The following is a 14,835-nucleotide window of genomic DNA, read 5'->3' on the forward strand; positions in this document are numbered from 1 at the left end:
CGTGACCGCGCTGGCCTGGTTGCGCACGGCGCTGTTCAACCTGATCTTCTACGGCGCCTCGGTGCCGATCGTGCTCGCCGCGCCGGTCACCGCCCGGCTGTTCGGCAAGGCGGCGCTGCGCAAGCATGCGCGGCTGTGGGTTCGCTTCCACCGCTTCGTCGCGCGCTGGACGATCGGCATTCGCATCGCGATCGAGGGCGAGGTGCCGACCGGGCAGGTGCTCTACGTGTGCAAGCACCAGTCGCTGTTCGAGACGTTCGAACTGCTCGACCGGCTCGACGAACCCGCGATCGTGCTCAAGCGCGAACTGGCCGACATCCCGGCCTGGGGCTGGGTGGCGCGCGAATATGGCGTCATCGTCGTCGATCGCGAAGCCAATGCCGCGGCGATGCGATCGATGATCCGCGATGCCAGGGCAGCGCTCGCCGCCGGGCGCTCGGTGCTGATCTTCGCCGAAGGAACCCGCGTCCGCCCGGGCGAGACGCCGCCGCTGCGCGCGGGCTTCGCCGGGCTCTACCGCGCGCTCGGCCTGCCGACCGTACCGATCGCGATGAACAGCGGCGAGTTCTGGCCGAAAAAGGGTACTAAGCGCGCCGGCACGATCATCTTCCGCTTCGCCCCGCCGATCGCGCCGGGGGGCGATCGCGTCGCGGTCGAGCGCGAGGTCCATGCCGCGATCAATGCGCTGGAGGGAGCCTATCGCGGCGCGATCGCCACGGAATCCGCTGCCCCAGGTTGAGCCCGCGGGTGACGCGCAGATCGACCACCGCCATCATGAAATAGGCCGCGGCCTGCTGGACGCGCATCCACCAGCTCGTCTCCGCGCGATATTCCTCGGCGGTGATCGCCCGCGACTGTGCCACCTCGCCGTCGAAATAGGCGCGGACATGCGCGGCGAAGGCGGCATCCTCGATGCGCAGCATCACCTCGAGGTTGAGGAACAGGCTGCGCACGTCGAAATTGGCCGAGCCGATATGGACGACATCGTCTATCACGAACAATTTGGTGTGCAATTTGGTCGGCTGATATTCGTAGATGCCGACGCCGCGCTTGAGCAGGCGGCGATAGGTGAAGCGCGATGCCCAGATCGCCATATAATTGTCGGTCACCGACGGCAGGACGATGCGCACGCTCCCGCGCCGGGCGGCCCGGCGCAGGCGGCGGAGCATGCCGATGGTCGGCGCGAAATAGGCGGCGATCATGTCGATGCGGCGGCCGCCCTCGATCTCGCGCTTCACCGCCCGCGCCCAGGGCGACAGCCGCCGCGTCGGCCCACCCAGCAGCCATCGCACCGTGCCTTGCTGCTCGCTCCAGCGCGCGATCATGCGGTTTAGCACGCGCACCTGCGCGCCCTCTTCCTTCGACCATACCGACAGCGCCTCGAAATAGCCGGCGATGTGCGACGCCGCCGGACCCTCGACCAGCATGCCCAGGTCGCGCCACGCTTCGCCATCCTCGCCGGGCACGCCGAAATAATCGGCCTTGATGTTGAACCCGCCGATGATCACCCGCGCTTCGTCGGCGATCGCCAGCTTCTGGTGGTTGCGCACCAGATATTTGCGCCCCCAGCGCGGCACGAAGCGGCAGATATCGATCCCCGCCGACGCGATCGACTCGAAGAAGTCGTGCGCGGCGGCATGTTCGCTGCCCAGCCCGTCGACGATCATCGCCACGTCGATACCGCGGCGGCGGGCAGCGATCAGCGCGTCGCGCACCGCCCGCCCCGCCGAATCGTCCTCGTAGATATAATAGAGTATGCGCAGCGTCGCGGTCGCTCCGGCGATCAGGTCGAGCAGCGCGCGCAGCCGCCGCGGGCCGGTATCGAGCAGCGTCAGGCGGTGACCGGCGACGTCGAAGCTCGGCTGGGGCGGCGGTTCGTCCATGCGCGCGCTCATGCAAGCCGCCGCGCGCCGCGACAACCCCGCACGCCGCGCCGCGCCGGTTTCCTTGACATTTCGGGCGCCCGCGCCTAGTTGCCGCGCTTTCCCGAACTCGAAGCCGAAGGAAGCGTTTCATGGCGCGCGTCACCGTCGAGGATTGCGTCGACAAGGTATCGAACCGGTTCGACCTGGTATTGCTGGCCGCTCAGCGCGCGCGCGAGATTTCGGGCGGCGCCGAACTGACGCTCGACCGCGATCGCGACAAGAACCCGGTGGTCGCGCTGCGCGAGATCGCCGAGGAAACCGTGCGTCCCAAGCAACTCCACGAATCGGTCGTGACCGGGCTGCAAAAGGTCCAGATCGACGATGAGGAAGCGCCGGACGATATCGGTTCGCTGTCGGCCTCGGCCGAGGCGCTGCGCCTCACCGCGGCAGCACCGCCGCGCAACCAGAATGTCGGCGGCGACTACGAAGGCTGATCGGGGCCTGACCGGGGCTCGGCTGCTGCATCGGTGACGGGCAGGCCCAAGCGGCCTGCGCCGTCCGACGTGGCGGTATTGTCGGTTCCGGTATGCGGGGGACGCCTACCGCCCGACCAGCGCCGAATCGCGCAAGCCCCGCCACACGCGCAGCGCCTGCGCCGTCTCGAACACGTCATGCACTCGCAGCATCTGCGCGCCGAGCGCCGCGCCCTGTAGCGCCAGCGCCACCGATCCCCCCAGCCGCCGGTCGACCGGCGCCTCGTGCGACAGCGCGCCGATCAGCCGCTTGCGGCTGGCACCGAGCAGCAGCGGGCAGCCCAGCCCGTGCAACAGCGCCAGCCCGTTGAGGATCGCGAGATTGTCGGCCAGCGCCTTGCCGAAGCCGATGCCCGGATCGACGATGATCCTGGCCCGATCCACCCCCGCCGCGACCACCGCGTCGATCCGGGCCTCCAGCCAATCGAACACGCCGGTCAGCGGGTCGCTCGGTCGCGCTCCCTCGTGCGGGCCGTGCGTGGGGTCGGGCGAGTGCATCAGCACCACCGGACAGCCCGCGCGCGCCACCACCTCGAGCGCGCGATCATCCCAAAGCAGCGCGGCGACGTCGTTGACGACCTGCGCGCCCGCCGCCAGCGCCGCTTCCATTACGGCCGCCTTGCGCGTGTCGATCGACACCGGCGTGCCCGAGGCTGCCAGCCGCTCGATCACCGGGACGACGCGCTTGATCTCATCGCCTTCCCAGATTTCCGGCGCGCCCGGTCTGGTCGATTCACCGCCGACGTCGATCAGCGCCGCGCCAGCCACCGCCATGTCGACTCCTGCCGCCGCCGCGCCTGCCGGATCTCCATGATGGACGCCGCCGTCCGAAAAGCTGTCGGGCGTCAGGTTGAGGATGCCCATCACCAGTGGCTGGTCGAATCGCAGCACGCGCTCGCCAAGCGCGATCGGCGCACGCGGGGCGGAGATGCGCTTGGCGAGCAAAGCAGCGCGCTCGGCCTCAGCATCGGTCAATCGCGATAGGAAATCGTCGAACCCGGCAACCGGGACGGTGCGCCGATCTGCGCCTTCGATCACCTCATACGCGGCGAACCACTGCATCCCCCCTGCCAGCCGCGCGACTTCGCCATCGCGCCCGATCGGCGTATCGACGAACTGGACCGGGCGAAGGTGAAGGGGGCTCACGGTCACCACCTTCGCGTGATCAAGGCTGGGTGGCCAGCAGGTAAGTCTGCCGCAGCGCGTCGATCGGCTTGAGCCCGTCCGGCGCTTCGTAATGCCAGAAGCTCCAGCCATTGCACGACGGCGCGCCTTGCACCGCCGCGCCGATCTTGTGGATCGATCCGGTCTGCCCTTCGCACAGCAGCGATCCGTCGGCACCGACGCTCGCGCTCCAGCGGCGCTTGGCGTCGGTCAGCACCGCGCCGGCCGCCAGCATTCCGGTCTCGACCAGCGTCCCGAACGCGACGCGGGGCAGCGACTTGGGCGCCTGCATCGTGCGCAACGCCGATTCGTCGAGCGGCAGCGCCGCGTCGATCCGCGCCTGTGCCGCCGCAACGTAGACCGGCTCGCGCTCGATGCCGATCCAGTGCCGCCCCAGCCGCTTGGCGACCGCGCCGGTGGTGCCGGTGCCAAAGAACGGGTCGAGCACGACGTCGCCGGGCTGCGTCGTCGCCAGCATCACCCGGTAGAGCAGCGCCTCGGGCTTCTGCGTCGGATGGACCTTGTGCCCGTCCTGCTTCAATCGCTCCGGCCCGCCGCAGATCGGAAATTCCCAGTCCGACCGCATCTGCAGCTCGTCGTTGAGCGTTTTCATGCTGCGATAGTTGAAGGTATAGCGCGCCTTTTCGCCCATCGACGCCCAGATCAGCGTCTCGTGCGCGTTGGTGAAGCGCGTGCCCTTGAAATTGGGCATCGGATTGGCCTTGCGCCACACAATGTCGTTGAGAATCCAGAAGCCCAGGTCCTGCACCGCAGCGCCGACGCGGAAGATGTTGTGATAGCTGCCGATCACCCATAGCGAGCCGTTCGGCTTGAGGATGCGGCGCGCTTCCTTGAGCCAAGCGCGGGTGAAGCGGTCATATGCGGTGAAGCTGTCGAACTTGTCCCAGTCGTCGGTGACCGCATCGACATGGCTGCCATCGGGGCGGTTCAGGTCGCCGCCCAGCTGCAGGTTGTATGGCGGATCGGCGAATATGCAGTCGATGCTGGCGGCGGGTAGCGCTTTCATCGCGGAGACGCAGTCCTGCATCAGGATCGCGTCGAGCGGCAGCACGGCAGGCTCCGCCGCTGTGCGCACGGCCCTGCCCGGCGCCTTAACCTTGTCGAGTACCGCCACTGCCCCTGCCCCCGTCGTTGGAACCGCATATCCGGGTCGACGGACTCCTCCGTCAAGCATGCAATGGTTAACGCCAAAGCCTAGGAAATCGTTAAGATCGGCCAAGGCGGGGGTGACCCACAACATGTCGAGTCCGCAATGGGTTCGCAGCCGCTAGGGCTGGGGTGTGGCGCAAAGGACTCACCTCGCGCGCTACCTTGCGATCACGCCGCCGAGCGCACCTCGGCGATCGGTACCAGCGCCTGCAGGAACTGTTCGGCGCTCGCTTCCCAGGTGAACTGGCGCGCATAGGCGGCGCAGGCTCCGCGATCGCGCGTCAGCGCGGCGGCGATCGCGGCGTCGAGGTCATCGGCCATCGCGCCGACGTCGGGGGTGAGCACATCGACTGGCCCGGTCACCGGATACGCCGCGACCGGCGTGCCGCATGCCAGCGCCTCGATCATCACCAATCCGAACGTGTCGGTACGGCTCGGAAACACGAACGCGTCGGCAGCGGCATAGCATTGCGCGAGTTCGTCGCCGAAGCGCGGGCCCAGGAACAGCGCGTCGGGATAGGCGGCCGCCAGCGCCGTGCGCGCCGGACCGTCGCCGACGACGATCTTGCTGCCGGGATGCGAGCAGGCGAGAAACGCCTCGAGATTCTTCTCCACCGCGACCCGCCCGACATAGAGCAGCCGCGGCCCCGGCAGCGCGGCGATTTGCGCCAGCGGCGGAATATCGGCGTGGAAGCGGTCGAGATCGACGCCGCGGCCCCAATGCCGCACCTGATCCAGACCGTGCGCGACCAGGGTCGCGCGGATCGACGGCGTCGATGCCAGGATCGCCTGCGCCGGGGCATGGAACCAGCGGATATAGCGCCAGATCCACTCGGCCGGTACGCCCGACCGCGCCGAGACATAGTCGGGAAACTGCGTGTGATAGGCGGTGGTGAACGGAAAGCGCTGGCGCAGGCACCAGCGCCGCGCCGCAACGCACAGCGGCCCTTCGGTCGCCAGATGGATGGCATCGGGCGCGAAGCGCGCGAGCAGCCCGCCGACGGTGGCAGTGCGCACCATCGCCAACCGGATTTCGGGATAGGTCGGGCAGGGCAGCGAATGGAAGCGATCGGGCGAGATCACCTCGACGACATGCCCTTGCCGTTCGAGCACGCGGCGCACCGATTGCAGCGTGCGCACGACGCCGTTGACCTGCGGTTCCCACGCATCGGTGACGAGCGCGATCCGCATCCCCGTCACGCCGCGGCCGCGACCCGCTCGCCAGTCTCGGCGGGCCGCCGGGCGATCTCGTCGGCCCAGTGCAGGATTTCCATGCGACCGTCGAAATGTTCGACCAGCGCGGTGCAGCCCTCGACCCAGTCGCCGTCGTTATAATAGGCTATGCCGTCGATCATGCGGTGATCGGCGGTGTGGATGTGCCCGGCGATGACGCCGTCGACGCCGCGGCTCTTCGCCTCGTGCGCGACGATCTCCTCGAAGTTGGAGATGAACTCGACCGCGTTCTTGACCTTGTGCTTGGCGTATTTGCTGAGCGACCAATAAGGCAGCTTGAGCGCGCGCCGGTACAGATTGACCCAGCGGTTGAGCGTCATCATCGCGTGATAAGCGAAGTCGCCGGCATGCGCGAGCCAGCGGTGCGACAACGTGATCGCGTCGAATTCGTCGCCGTGCAGGACCAGCAGCCGGCGGCCGTCAACCGTGGTGTGGATCGCCTGGCGCTTGATCTTGACCCCGCCGAAATCGAGCCCGGTGAACTGGCGGAACATCTCGTCGTGATTGCCGGGGATATAGACGATGCGCGTGCCCCGTTTGGCGCGCTTCATGATCCGCCAGACGATGTCGTTGTGGCTTGCTGGCCAATAGAATTTCTTCTTGAGCTGCCATCCGTCGAAGATATCGCCGACCAGGTACATCTTCTCGCTGTCGACATGGTCAAGAAAGTCGATCAGCATCTCGGCATTGCAGCCGCGCGTGCCGAGATGGACGTCGCTGATCCAGATGGTGCGATATTGCCGCCGCCCGGCGATCTCCGCTTCGGGCAGCGACGGCCGCGACGCCGCAAACGTCGCCAAGTCGGTGATGTCGCCGGTGAACGGAAAGGTGGTGACTGCGCCCATCGTCTTGGATCCTCGTGCGGATTTGCTGACCGACGCGCCTATGCAGGCGGAATGTTACAACCCGAATCGTAGCATTGTCTTGCCACCGTCACAATCGCGCGTCGTTTGGAGCTTGGCGCAAGCGCTAATCTCAGGCGGCGCCGGCCCACTCCCCCTCCCGACCACCCAGCAGCTTACGTGTGGGTGGTCGGGAAGGGGAGCGGACATGCGACGCCGATCTCAGTCGATCGTCAGCACGATCTTGCCGACATGCCCGCCGTCTTCCATCCGCGCGTGCGCCTTGGCGGCGTCGGCGAGCGGGAATGTGGTGTCGATCAGCGGCTTCAACCGGCCCTGCACGACGAACGGCCACACCGCCGTTGCCAGTTCGTCGGCGACCAGCGCCTTGAACTCGGCCGAGCGCGGGCGGAGTGTCGATCCGGTCAGCGTCAGACGGCGGCGCATTATGTCGAAGATCGGGATCGTCGCCTGCGCCCCGCCCTGCACCGCTATCGACACATGGCGCCCGTCATCGGCAAGGCATTTGAGGTTGCGCGGCACATAATCGCCGCCGACCATATCGAGCACTACCGCGACGCCCTTGCCGCCGGTGATCGCGGCGACGCGCTCGACGAAGTCCTCGGCGCGGTAGTCGATCGCGTGATCCGCGCCGTGCGCCAGCGCGGCGGAAACCTTGTCTGGCGATCCGGCGGTGACGATGATCGTGATCCCGAACAGCCCGGCCAGGCTGATCGCCATGGTGCCGATCCCCGACGTGCCGCCGTGGACCAGAACCGTGTCACCCTCCGCCGCAAAGCCGCGCTCGAACAGGTTGGTCCACACGGTGAAGAGCGTCTCGGGCAGTGCCGCCGCCTCGATCATCGTGATCGCCGGCGGCACCGGCAGGCACTGGCCAAGCGGGGCGACGGCGTATTGCGCATAGCCGCCCCCCGCCAGCAACGCGCAGACCCGCTGGCCGAGTTGCTCGCGCGCCACGCCCTCACCGACCGCGACGATCGTGCCGGAAACTTCGAGGCCGGGGATCGACGGTGCTCCGGGCGGAGGCGGATAGCCGCCCTTTCGCTGCAGGATGTCGGGGCGGTTTATCCCGGCGGCAGAGACCGCGATCAGCACTTCACCCGCCGCTGGCCGCGGCACCGCGCGCTCGGTCGGCACCAGCACCTCCGGCCCGCCCGCAGTATCGGGATCGATCGCCATCATCCGGTCCGGCAAATTCATCGTCGCGCCCCCAAGCCGCCCTGAGCAATCGTGCGCCTCCGGCGCGACGTCAAGCAGCCAAATTCCGCCCGTGGCTTGTCGTACCATCGGTACGCCAGCAATCCAGCGGGGCGAAGCGATCGATCCGCGACAGCCGTTCGCCGGCCAAGGTCGGCGCATGCAGTCCGGGACACAGAGGTTCGGACTGTTCGAAGGGCTAGCTACCGCGCCGACGCTTGACTTCGTGCCGCGCGCGTTCGACCTTCGGCATATGGACGCCGATGACTCGCTCCCGCGGCGCAGCAACGATCCATTGCCGTTGCTGATCGCCCAGGACCTCGCCCCGCTCTCGGTCGAGGAATGCGAAGCGCGGATCGCCGCGCTCGAGGCGGAAGTCGCACGCACGCGCACGCATCTGCAACGGGCCGTTAACCATCGCGCAACCGCCGACGCGTTATTCCGGCAGTGACAGGCATCGCACCGCCGCCGGGCCGCCATCGCGGCCACGACCGGTGCGGAGCAGCGACGCTTGATGCCGGGCGCCCGGCTTCCGACATAGGGTGTGCGGGCCGCCCGTTCCCTGCCGCCCGCCTGGAGAAGTAATCCCATGCCGTCCTTTGCATCCGCGCTCGAATCCACGCTCCACAAGGCGCTCGAAGCTGCGTCGGTGCGGCGCCACGAATATGCGACGCTCGAACATCTGTTGCTGGCGCTGGTCGATGACGAGCACGCGTCCAAGGTGATGGGCTCGTGCGGCGTCGATCTCGGTGAACTCAAGGCGACCGTCGCGCAGTATCTTGATAGTGAACTCGATGCGCTCAAGGTCGAGAACGCCACCGACCCGTCGCCCACCAGCGGCTTCCAGCGCGTCGTCCAGCGCGCGATCCTGCACGTCCAGTCGTCGGGCCGCGACGAGGTCACCGGCGCCAACGTGCTGGTCGCACTGTTTTCCGAGCGCGAGAGCTATGCCGTCTATTTCCTGCAGCAGCAGGACATGAGCCGCCTCGACGCGGTATCGTATATCAGCCACGGAGTCGGCAAGGGCGGCACACCGTCTGAAGCGCGTGAGGTCAAGGGCGCCGAAGAGGAAAAGCCCGCCAAGGCCGACGCAAAGGGCAAGGGCGAAAGTGCGCTCAAGCAATTCTGCGTCGATCTCAACGAAAAGGCGAAGTCGGGCAAGATCGATCCGCTGATCGGGCGCGGTCCCGAAGTCGATCGCACCGTCCAGATCCTGTGCCGCCGCTCGAAGAACAATCCGCTCTACGTCGGCGATCCCGGCGTCGGCAAGACTGCGATCGCCGAGGGCCTAGCGCGCAAGATCGTCGAGGGCGACGTCCCCGAAGTGCTGTTGCCCGCCGTCATCTATTCGCTCGACATGGGCGCTCTGCTCGCCGGCACGCGCTACCGCGGCGATTTCGAAGAGCGGTTGAAGCAGGTCGTGACCGAGCTCGAGAAGCTTCCGCACGCCGTCCTGTTCATCGACGAGATCCATACGGTGATCGGCGCGGGCGCGACCAGCGGCGGGGCGATGGACGCGTCGAACCTCCTGAAGCCGGCTTTGTCGGGTGGAACGATCCGCTGCATCGGCTCGACTACCTACAAGGAATTCCGCAACCATTTCGAAAAGGATCGCGCATTGCTGCGCCGGTTCCAGAAGATCGACGTCAACGAGCCGACGATCGAGGACACGATCAAGATCCTCGCCGGGCTGCGCTCGGCATTCGAGGGGCATCACAGCGTCAAATATACCCCCGACGCGATCAAGTCGGCGGTCGAGCTGTCGGCGCGCTACATCAACGACCGCAAGCTGCCCGACAAGGCGATCGACGTGATCGACGAGGTCGGCGCGATGCAGATGCTGGTCGCGCCCAGCAAGCGCAAGAAGACGATCACGGCCAGGGAGATCGAAGCGGTGATCGCGACGATGGCGCGCATCCCGCCGAAATCGGTGTCCACCGACGATACCAAGGCGCTCGCCAATCTCGACACCGACCTCAAGCGCGTGGTGTTCGGACAGGACAAGGCGATCGAAGTGCTGTCGTCGGCGATCAAGCTCAGCCGCGCAGGCCTGCGCGAACCCGACAAGCCGATCGGCAACTACCTGTTCTCCGGCCCGACCGGCGTCGGCAAGACCGAAGTCGCCAAGCAGTTGGCAGAGATCATGGGCATTCCGCTCCAGCGCTTCGACATGTCGGAATATATGGAACGGCATTCGGTCAGCCGCCTGATCGGTGCGCCTCCGGGGTATGTCGGCTACGACCAGGGCGGCCTCCTGACCGATGCCGTCGATCAGCAGCCGCATTCGGTGCTGCTGCTCGACGAGATCGAAAAGGCGCATCCCGACCTATTCAACATCCTGTTGCAGGTGATGGATAACGGCAAGCTGACCGACCACCACGGCAAGACCGTCGATTTCAGGAACATCATCCTGATCATGACGACCAATGCCGGGGCCAGCGACATGGCCAAGGAATCGATCGGCTTCGGCCAGATCGATCGCGAGGACGTGCAGGAGGAAGCGGTCAAAAAGCTGTTCACGCCGGAATTCCGCAACCGCCTCGATGCGATCGTGCCGTTCGCCTATCTGCCACCCGAAGTGGTCGAGCGCGTGGTCGACAAGTTCATCCTCCAGCTCGAACTGCAGCTGGCCGATCGCGGCGTGCACATCCGGCTCGACGACGAGGCCAAGGCGTGGCTGACCGAGCGCGGCTATGACAAGCTGTACGGCGCGCGACCGATGGGCCGCCTGATCCAGGAGAAGATCAAGCAGCCGCTCGCCGAGGAACTGCTGTTCGGCAAGCTGGTCCATGGCGGCGAGGTCAATGTCGGACTCAAGGACAATGCCCTGACGTTCGAGGTCACGCCTGCCGCGCCCAAGAAGCCGCGCAAGAAGGGTGGCAAGAAGGCTGCGGCGCAGGGCGCCGAGTAGAATCGCAGCGGGCGGCTCCATACGCGGTGCCGCCCGCCGATCGATTACGCGACGATTGAACCGCCGACCCCGGCATATCGCGCCGCGCGACGGTTTACCGACTATTTGCCATTCCCCAGTACACCATCGCCATGACGTTCGGGGGAATGGTTTGGCATATCCGGCTGGGGCTGGTGATGGCCGCGGCGGGTATATTGCTGGCAATTGCGCCTCCGGCGTCGGCGCAGGCCTGGTCGGTGGGCGAACCGGTTGCGCTGTGCGTACGCCCCGACCGCGGCGAAAGCCCCCGCGAGATTCTGGCTCGTCCGACGGGGTTCGACTGCGATCCCGACCAGCGCAAGCATGGCCCGGGCGATTTCTGGGCAATCTCGCCACCGCTTCGCACCGTAGCTACGCCGGACAATGCGCTGCGCATTCGTACCGCCAGCCTGTGGCAGGGACGCCAGACGCTATACGCGCAGCACGCCGACGGCACGATCCGCGCTTTTCCCACTTCCGACGCCGCCGCGAGCCGCCGACTGCAGCTTGGCGCGCTGTTTGAGTTCGCGTTTCCTGCCGATGCGCCGCCAGTTACAAGGCTGTTGTGGCAGGTCGAGGATACGCCCAACCTGCGCGGCGTCGTGTTGGGCGCGCGGATCGGCAGCGCCGCGGCCAGCGAACGCGCCAACCTGACGATGGCGGCGATCTACGCCTGCTTCGTCGGGCTGTGCCTGGCATTGCTGATCTATAACCTGGCCATGTGGGGCGCGCTGCGGCATCGCTTCCTGCTTGCCTATTGCACGATGGTGGCCGCGTTGCTGGTCTACGCCGTGTCGTCTTCGGCTGCACTCAGCTGGATGCTCCCGGATATTCCCAACACGATGCGGCTGCGGATCAACTACATGACGCTGTCGCTGGCGGCGATCGCGGCATTGTTCTTCGCGCGCAGCTTTTTCGAAGCACGCATCTTCAATCGCCGGCTGCAGACGCTGGTGACCGCGGTTTCCGCGCTCGTCCTCGCCGGCGGGATCGGCATGCTCGTCACGCCCGATGCCACGATCGGTGCCGCCGACCGCTTCTATTCGATCGCCTTTCTGAGCGTGCCGCTGGCAGTGATCCCGATCCTGTGGCGGGCATGGCGCGAGCGCAGCAGCTATCTGTGGCTGTTCGGGCTGGCCTGGGCAGCGCCGATCGCGATGGCAGTCGCGCGCGCGCTGCACAATATCGGCGTGCTTCCGTGGAATTTCTGGCTCGACAATTCGACGATCCTGGCCATGGCGGTCGAAGCGATGCTGTCGAGCCTCGCGATCGCCTATCGCATCCGCCTGATCAGCCGCGAGCGCGATCACGCGGTCGAACAGGAATTACGCACCAGGCTGCTCGCCGAGACCGACCCGCTGACCGGCCTGCTCAACCGCCGTGCCCTGTTGTCGCGCGCGATCGGACGGGCCGGAGAGCAGGTGCTGCTGCTCGTCGACATCGACCATTTCAAGCGCGTCAACGAAGTCGTCGGGCATGACGGCGGGGACGAAGTGCTCCAGGCATTCGCGAACCAACTGGCCGCGGCGGTTCCGGCGAGCGGGCTGGTCGCACGCATCGGCGGCGAGGAATTCGCGATCGTCACGCATCTGGTGGACGCGCCCGAGCCCGATCGCCTGCTCGAGCGGCTGCGCGGTGCGACAATGCCGTTCGACCTGTCCGTCACCGCCAGCATCGGCGCCTGTGTCGGGCCGCTCGCCAGCGACATAGATTGGAAGCAACTCTATCGATGCGCAGACCGGGCATTGTTCGAAGCCAAGGCGGGTGGCCGCAACCGGGCGGGGCGCACGGGACGGCTGGCGGCGATCGCATAATCACGCTACGGCCGTGATCGTTCATCGCGGCGACAGCTTCGTAGGCGTAACGATCTCCAGACTCAAGGCGGGATTTGGCAATGCGAGACCGCAGAATCGCCATGACGTTGATCGCGGTGGTGCTGCTCGCGCTGGTGGCGCGTCATCCTTCCGCCGATATCCGTATTCTGGCGCATGATGCCGGTGATCCGTCGCCGCGCCGCGTGCAGGCGGCAATGGACATGGGCATCGCCGCGGTTTCCGTGCTGGTGACGTGGACTGCACGGCGCGCGCTCGATTGAGGCCATGTCCGCGCGCTGCGCTTGACTCAGGATTGACGCGCGCGGGGCGTTGCTTACACTTGTGTAAATGATCGATCCCGAGACGACGTGGCGCACCGCCTATCGCCACCCCGGCCAATGGGATCGGGATTTCCCGCCGCTGTCGATGACCGACCTGTTCGAAGCCTCGGCGGCTGCTCACCCCGAAAGCCCGCTGATCGAGTTTCTCGGCCGCCGCTACAGCTATGCCGAAACGCTCGATGGTGCGAACCGCGTGGCGTGCGGGCTGGCGCGGCTCGGCTACGGACCGGGCGATCGCATCGGCTTGTTCCTGCCCAACGTGCCGCATTACATCGCCGCTTATTACGGCATCCTCAAGCTGGGTGCGACCGTCGTCAACTTCTCACCGCTCTACACGGTCGAGGAATTGTCCGCGCAGGTCGCCGATTCGGGCACCCGGTTGCTGTTCACCCTGTCGGCAAGCGCGCTGCTGCCGACCGCGTTGAAGGTGCTCGACGCCAGCGCGATCGAGCGGCTGGTGGTGGGATCGGTTGCCGGCGCGCTGCCCCCGGCCAAGTCGCTCTTCTACCGCCTGTTTCGCGGCAAGGAAGTGGCCAGGCGCCCCGACGACACCCGCATCACCGCCTTTTCGCAGCTGATCGCCAATGACGGCACCTGCGGCACTCCGTCGATCGATCCGCTCAACGATGTCGCACTCATTCAATATACCGGCGGCACCACGGGCGTTCCCAAAGGCGCGATGCTGACCCACCAGAACCTGTCGGCCAATGCCCGCCAGGTCGCCGAAGTCGATCCGCAGCTTGGCAAGGGCGTCGATCGCATCCTCGGCGTGCTGCCGATGTTCCACGTCTTCGCCAATACCTGCGTGCTCAACCGCACGGTGGTGACTGGCGGCGAGATCGTGCTGCTGCCGCGCTTCGACGCCGGTCAGGCGCTCGCGGCGATCGCCCGCACCCGCGCGACCGCGCTGCCGGGCGTGCCGACCATGTACCGCGCGCTGCTGGACCATCCCAAGCTGGCGGCGACCGACCTGTCGAGCCTGCGCATCTGCATCTCGGGCGGCGCGCCGCTTCCGGCCGAACTCAAGACGCGGTTCGAGGCCATCACCGGCGCGGCGCTGGTGGAAGGCTATGGCCTTTCCGAAAGCTCGGGCGTGGTTTCGACCAATCCGTACGAGGCGGCCAACAAGCCCGGCACGATCGGCCAGCCGATCCCGGCGACGCGCATTCGCCTGGTCGACAAGGAGGACGCCACCCGGCCCGCGCCCAATGGCGAGCCGGGCGAGATCGTCGTGGCGGGGCCGCAGATCATGCTCGGATATTGGAACCGCGCCGATGCCGACGCCGAGACTTTCGTGTCCGATTCCGCCGGCACGCGGTGGCTGCGTACCGGCGATGTCGGCACCATCGATGCCGATGGCTTCGTCCGCATCGTCGATCGGCTGAAGGACATGATCGCGGTCGGCGGCTTCAAGGTGTTTCCCAGCCAGATCGAGGCGATCCTGTATCGCCACCCCGCGGTGCGCGAGACGCTGGTGATCGGCATCCCCGACACGTATCGCGGCGAAGTGCCGCGCGCCTATGTCACGCTCGAGGAGGGCTCCAACGCGACCGGCGCGGAGGTTCGCGACTGGCTCAATCCGCTGCTCGGCAAGCACGAGCGGGTCGATGCAGTGGTCGTGCGGCTGGCACTGCCCAAGACGATGATCGGGAAATTGAGCCGCAAGGATCTGGTGGCGGAGATAATGGCGGAGGGGTGATCGGGTTCGTCACGACTTCTTGATCCG

At 66.7% G+C, this 14,835-nt stretch carries 13 protein-coding genes; 7 read left to right on the forward strand and 6 right to left on the reverse strand.

Going from position 1 to position 14,835, the window contains the following annotated elements; translation table 11 throughout:
• Position 1: 1 nt before the first annotated feature.
• Positions 2-739 carry a lysophospholipid acyltransferase family protein gene (locus FHY50_RS10830; RefSeq protein WP_337250273.1) on the forward strand — a complete coding sequence of 246 codons (738 nt, stop codon included), beginning with the start codon at positions 2-4 and terminating at the stop codon, positions 737-739.
• Here FHY50_RS10830 and FHY50_RS10835 read toward each other — a convergent pair.
• On the reverse strand, positions 678-1,883 hold the full coding sequence (locus FHY50_RS10835) for a phospholipase D-like domain-containing protein (RefSeq protein ID WP_140231160.1): 1,206 nt from the start codon (positions 1,881-1,883) through the stop codon (positions 678-680). The genes FHY50_RS10830 and FHY50_RS10835 overlap by 62 nt on opposite strands.
• Positions 1,884-2,014: 131 nt before the next feature.
• Here FHY50_RS10835 and rpoZ point away from each other — a divergent pair, with 131 nt between their 5' ends.
• Positions 2,015-2,359, forward strand: coding sequence for a DNA-directed RNA polymerase subunit omega (rpoZ, locus tag FHY50_RS10840; RefSeq protein WP_140230736.1), 345 nt, complete (start codon positions 2,015-2,017; stop codon positions 2,357-2,359).
• Between the two features lie 105 nt (positions 2,360-2,464).
• On the opposite strand, the gene folP is transcribed toward rpoZ, so the two are convergent.
• The 5 genes from folP to FHY50_RS10865 all read right to left on the reverse strand — a co-directional run bounded on the left by folP (position 2,465) and on the right by FHY50_RS10865 (position 8,028).
• Positions 2,465-3,544 (reverse strand): dihydropteroate synthase, encoded by a 1,080-nt coding sequence (gene folP, locus FHY50_RS10845; protein WP_244935341.1) that lies wholly within the window; start codon positions 3,542-3,544, stop codon positions 2,465-2,467.
• A gap of 19 nt (positions 3,545-3,563) precedes the next feature.
• The gene (locus FHY50_RS10850; RefSeq protein WP_140230738.1) at positions 3,564-4,697 is read right to left on the reverse strand and encodes a site-specific DNA-methyltransferase; all 1,134 of its coding nucleotides are present in this window, start codon (positions 4,695-4,697) and stop codon (positions 3,564-3,566) included.
• Positions 4,698-4,900: 203 nt separating this feature from the next.
• The gene (locus FHY50_RS10855; protein ID WP_140230739.1) at positions 4,901-5,923 is read right to left on the reverse strand and encodes a glycosyltransferase family 4 protein; all 1,023 of its coding nucleotides are present in this window, start codon (positions 5,921-5,923) and stop codon (positions 4,901-4,903) included.
• A gap of 5 nt (positions 5,924-5,928) precedes the next feature.
• Positions 5,929-6,810, reverse strand: coding sequence for a UDP-2,3-diacylglucosamine diphosphatase (locus FHY50_RS10860; protein WP_140230740.1), 882 nt, complete (start codon positions 6,808-6,810; stop codon positions 5,929-5,931).
• Positions 6,811-7,029: 219 nt separating this feature from the next.
• Positions 7,030-8,028, reverse strand: a complete 999-nt coding sequence (locus tag FHY50_RS10865) for an NAD(P)H-quinone oxidoreductase (RefSeq protein WP_243846626.1) — start codon at positions 8,026-8,028, stop codon at positions 7,030-7,032.
• Positions 8,029-8,278: 250 nt separating this feature from the next.
• Here FHY50_RS10865 and FHY50_RS10870 point away from each other — a divergent pair, with 250 nt between their 5' ends.
• The 5 genes from FHY50_RS10870 to FHY50_RS10890 all read left to right on the forward strand — a co-directional run bounded on the left by FHY50_RS10870 (position 8,279) and on the right by FHY50_RS10890 (position 14,808).
• Entirely contained in the window at positions 8,279-8,476 is a 198-nt protein-coding gene (locus FHY50_RS10870; protein ID WP_140231162.1) for a DUF1192 domain-containing protein, read from the forward strand.
• A 138-nt stretch (positions 8,477-8,614) separates the two neighbouring features.
• Positions 8,615-10,936 (forward strand): ATP-dependent Clp protease ATP-binding subunit ClpA, encoded by a 2,322-nt coding sequence (clpA, locus tag FHY50_RS10875; protein WP_140230741.1) that lies wholly within the window; start codon positions 8,615-8,617, stop codon positions 10,934-10,936.
• A 146-nt stretch (positions 10,937-11,082) separates the two neighbouring features.
• Positions 11,083-12,768: a GGDEF domain-containing protein gene (locus FHY50_RS10880; RefSeq protein ID WP_243846627.1), complete on the forward strand. Its 1,686-nt coding sequence runs from the start codon at positions 11,083-11,085 to the stop codon at positions 12,766-12,768.
• An 80-nt stretch (positions 12,769-12,848) separates the two neighbouring features.
• Entirely contained in the window at positions 12,849-13,049 is a 201-nt protein-coding gene (locus FHY50_RS10885) for a hypothetical protein (protein ID WP_140230742.1), read from the forward strand.
• 67 nt (positions 13,050-13,116) lie between these two features.
• On the forward strand, positions 13,117-14,808 hold the full coding sequence (locus FHY50_RS10890) for a long-chain-fatty-acid--CoA ligase (RefSeq protein WP_140230743.1): 1,692 nt from the start codon (positions 13,117-13,119) through the stop codon (positions 14,806-14,808).
• The last annotated feature ends 27 nt before the right edge of the window (positions 14,809-14,835 follow it).

The organism is Sphingomonas japonica (assembly GCF_006346325.1).
In the GTDB taxonomy this organism is placed as follows: Bacteria; Pseudomonadota; Alphaproteobacteria; order Sphingomonadales; family Sphingomonadaceae; genus Sphingomonas; species Sphingomonas japonica.

What these genes read in the sequence shown, in the direction of transcription:
- FHY50_RS10835 (WP_140231160.1), bottom strand. Translation starts at nt 1,883, where the DNA reads ATGGACGAACCGCCGCCCCAGCCGAGCTTCGACGTCGCCGGTCACCGC.
- rpoZ (WP_140230736.1), top strand. Translation starts at nt 2,015, where the DNA reads ATGGCGCGCGTCACCGTCGAGGATTGCGTCGACAAGGTATCGAACCGG.
- FHY50_RS10855 (WP_140230739.1), bottom strand. Translation starts at nt 5,923, where the DNA reads ATGCGGATCGCGCTCGTCACCGATGCGTGGGAACCGCAGGTCAACGGC.
- FHY50_RS10860 (WP_140230740.1), bottom strand. Translation starts at nt 6,810, where the DNA reads ATGGGCGCAGTCACCACCTTTCCGTTCACCGGCGACATCACCGACTTG.
- FHY50_RS10865 (WP_243846626.1), bottom strand. Translation starts at nt 8,028, where the DNA reads ATGAATTTGCCGGACCGGATGATGGCGATCGATCCCGATACTGCGGGC.
- FHY50_RS10870 (WP_140231162.1), top strand. Translation starts at nt 8,279, where the DNA reads ATGGACGCCGATGACTCGCTCCCGCGGCGCAGCAACGATCCATTGCCG.
- clpA (WP_140230741.1), top strand. Translation starts at nt 8,615, where the DNA reads ATGCCGTCCTTTGCATCCGCGCTCGAATCCACGCTCCACAAGGCGCTC.
- FHY50_RS10880 (WP_243846627.1), top strand. Translation starts at nt 11,083, where the DNA reads ATGGTTTGGCATATCCGGCTGGGGCTGGTGATGGCCGCGGCGGGTATA.
- FHY50_RS10885 (WP_140230742.1), top strand. Translation starts at nt 12,849, where the DNA reads ATGCGAGACCGCAGAATCGCCATGACGTTGATCGCGGTGGTGCTGCTC.
- FHY50_RS10890 (WP_140230743.1), top strand. Translation starts at nt 13,117, where the DNA reads ATGATCGATCCCGAGACGACGTGGCGCACCGCCTATCGCCACCCCGGC.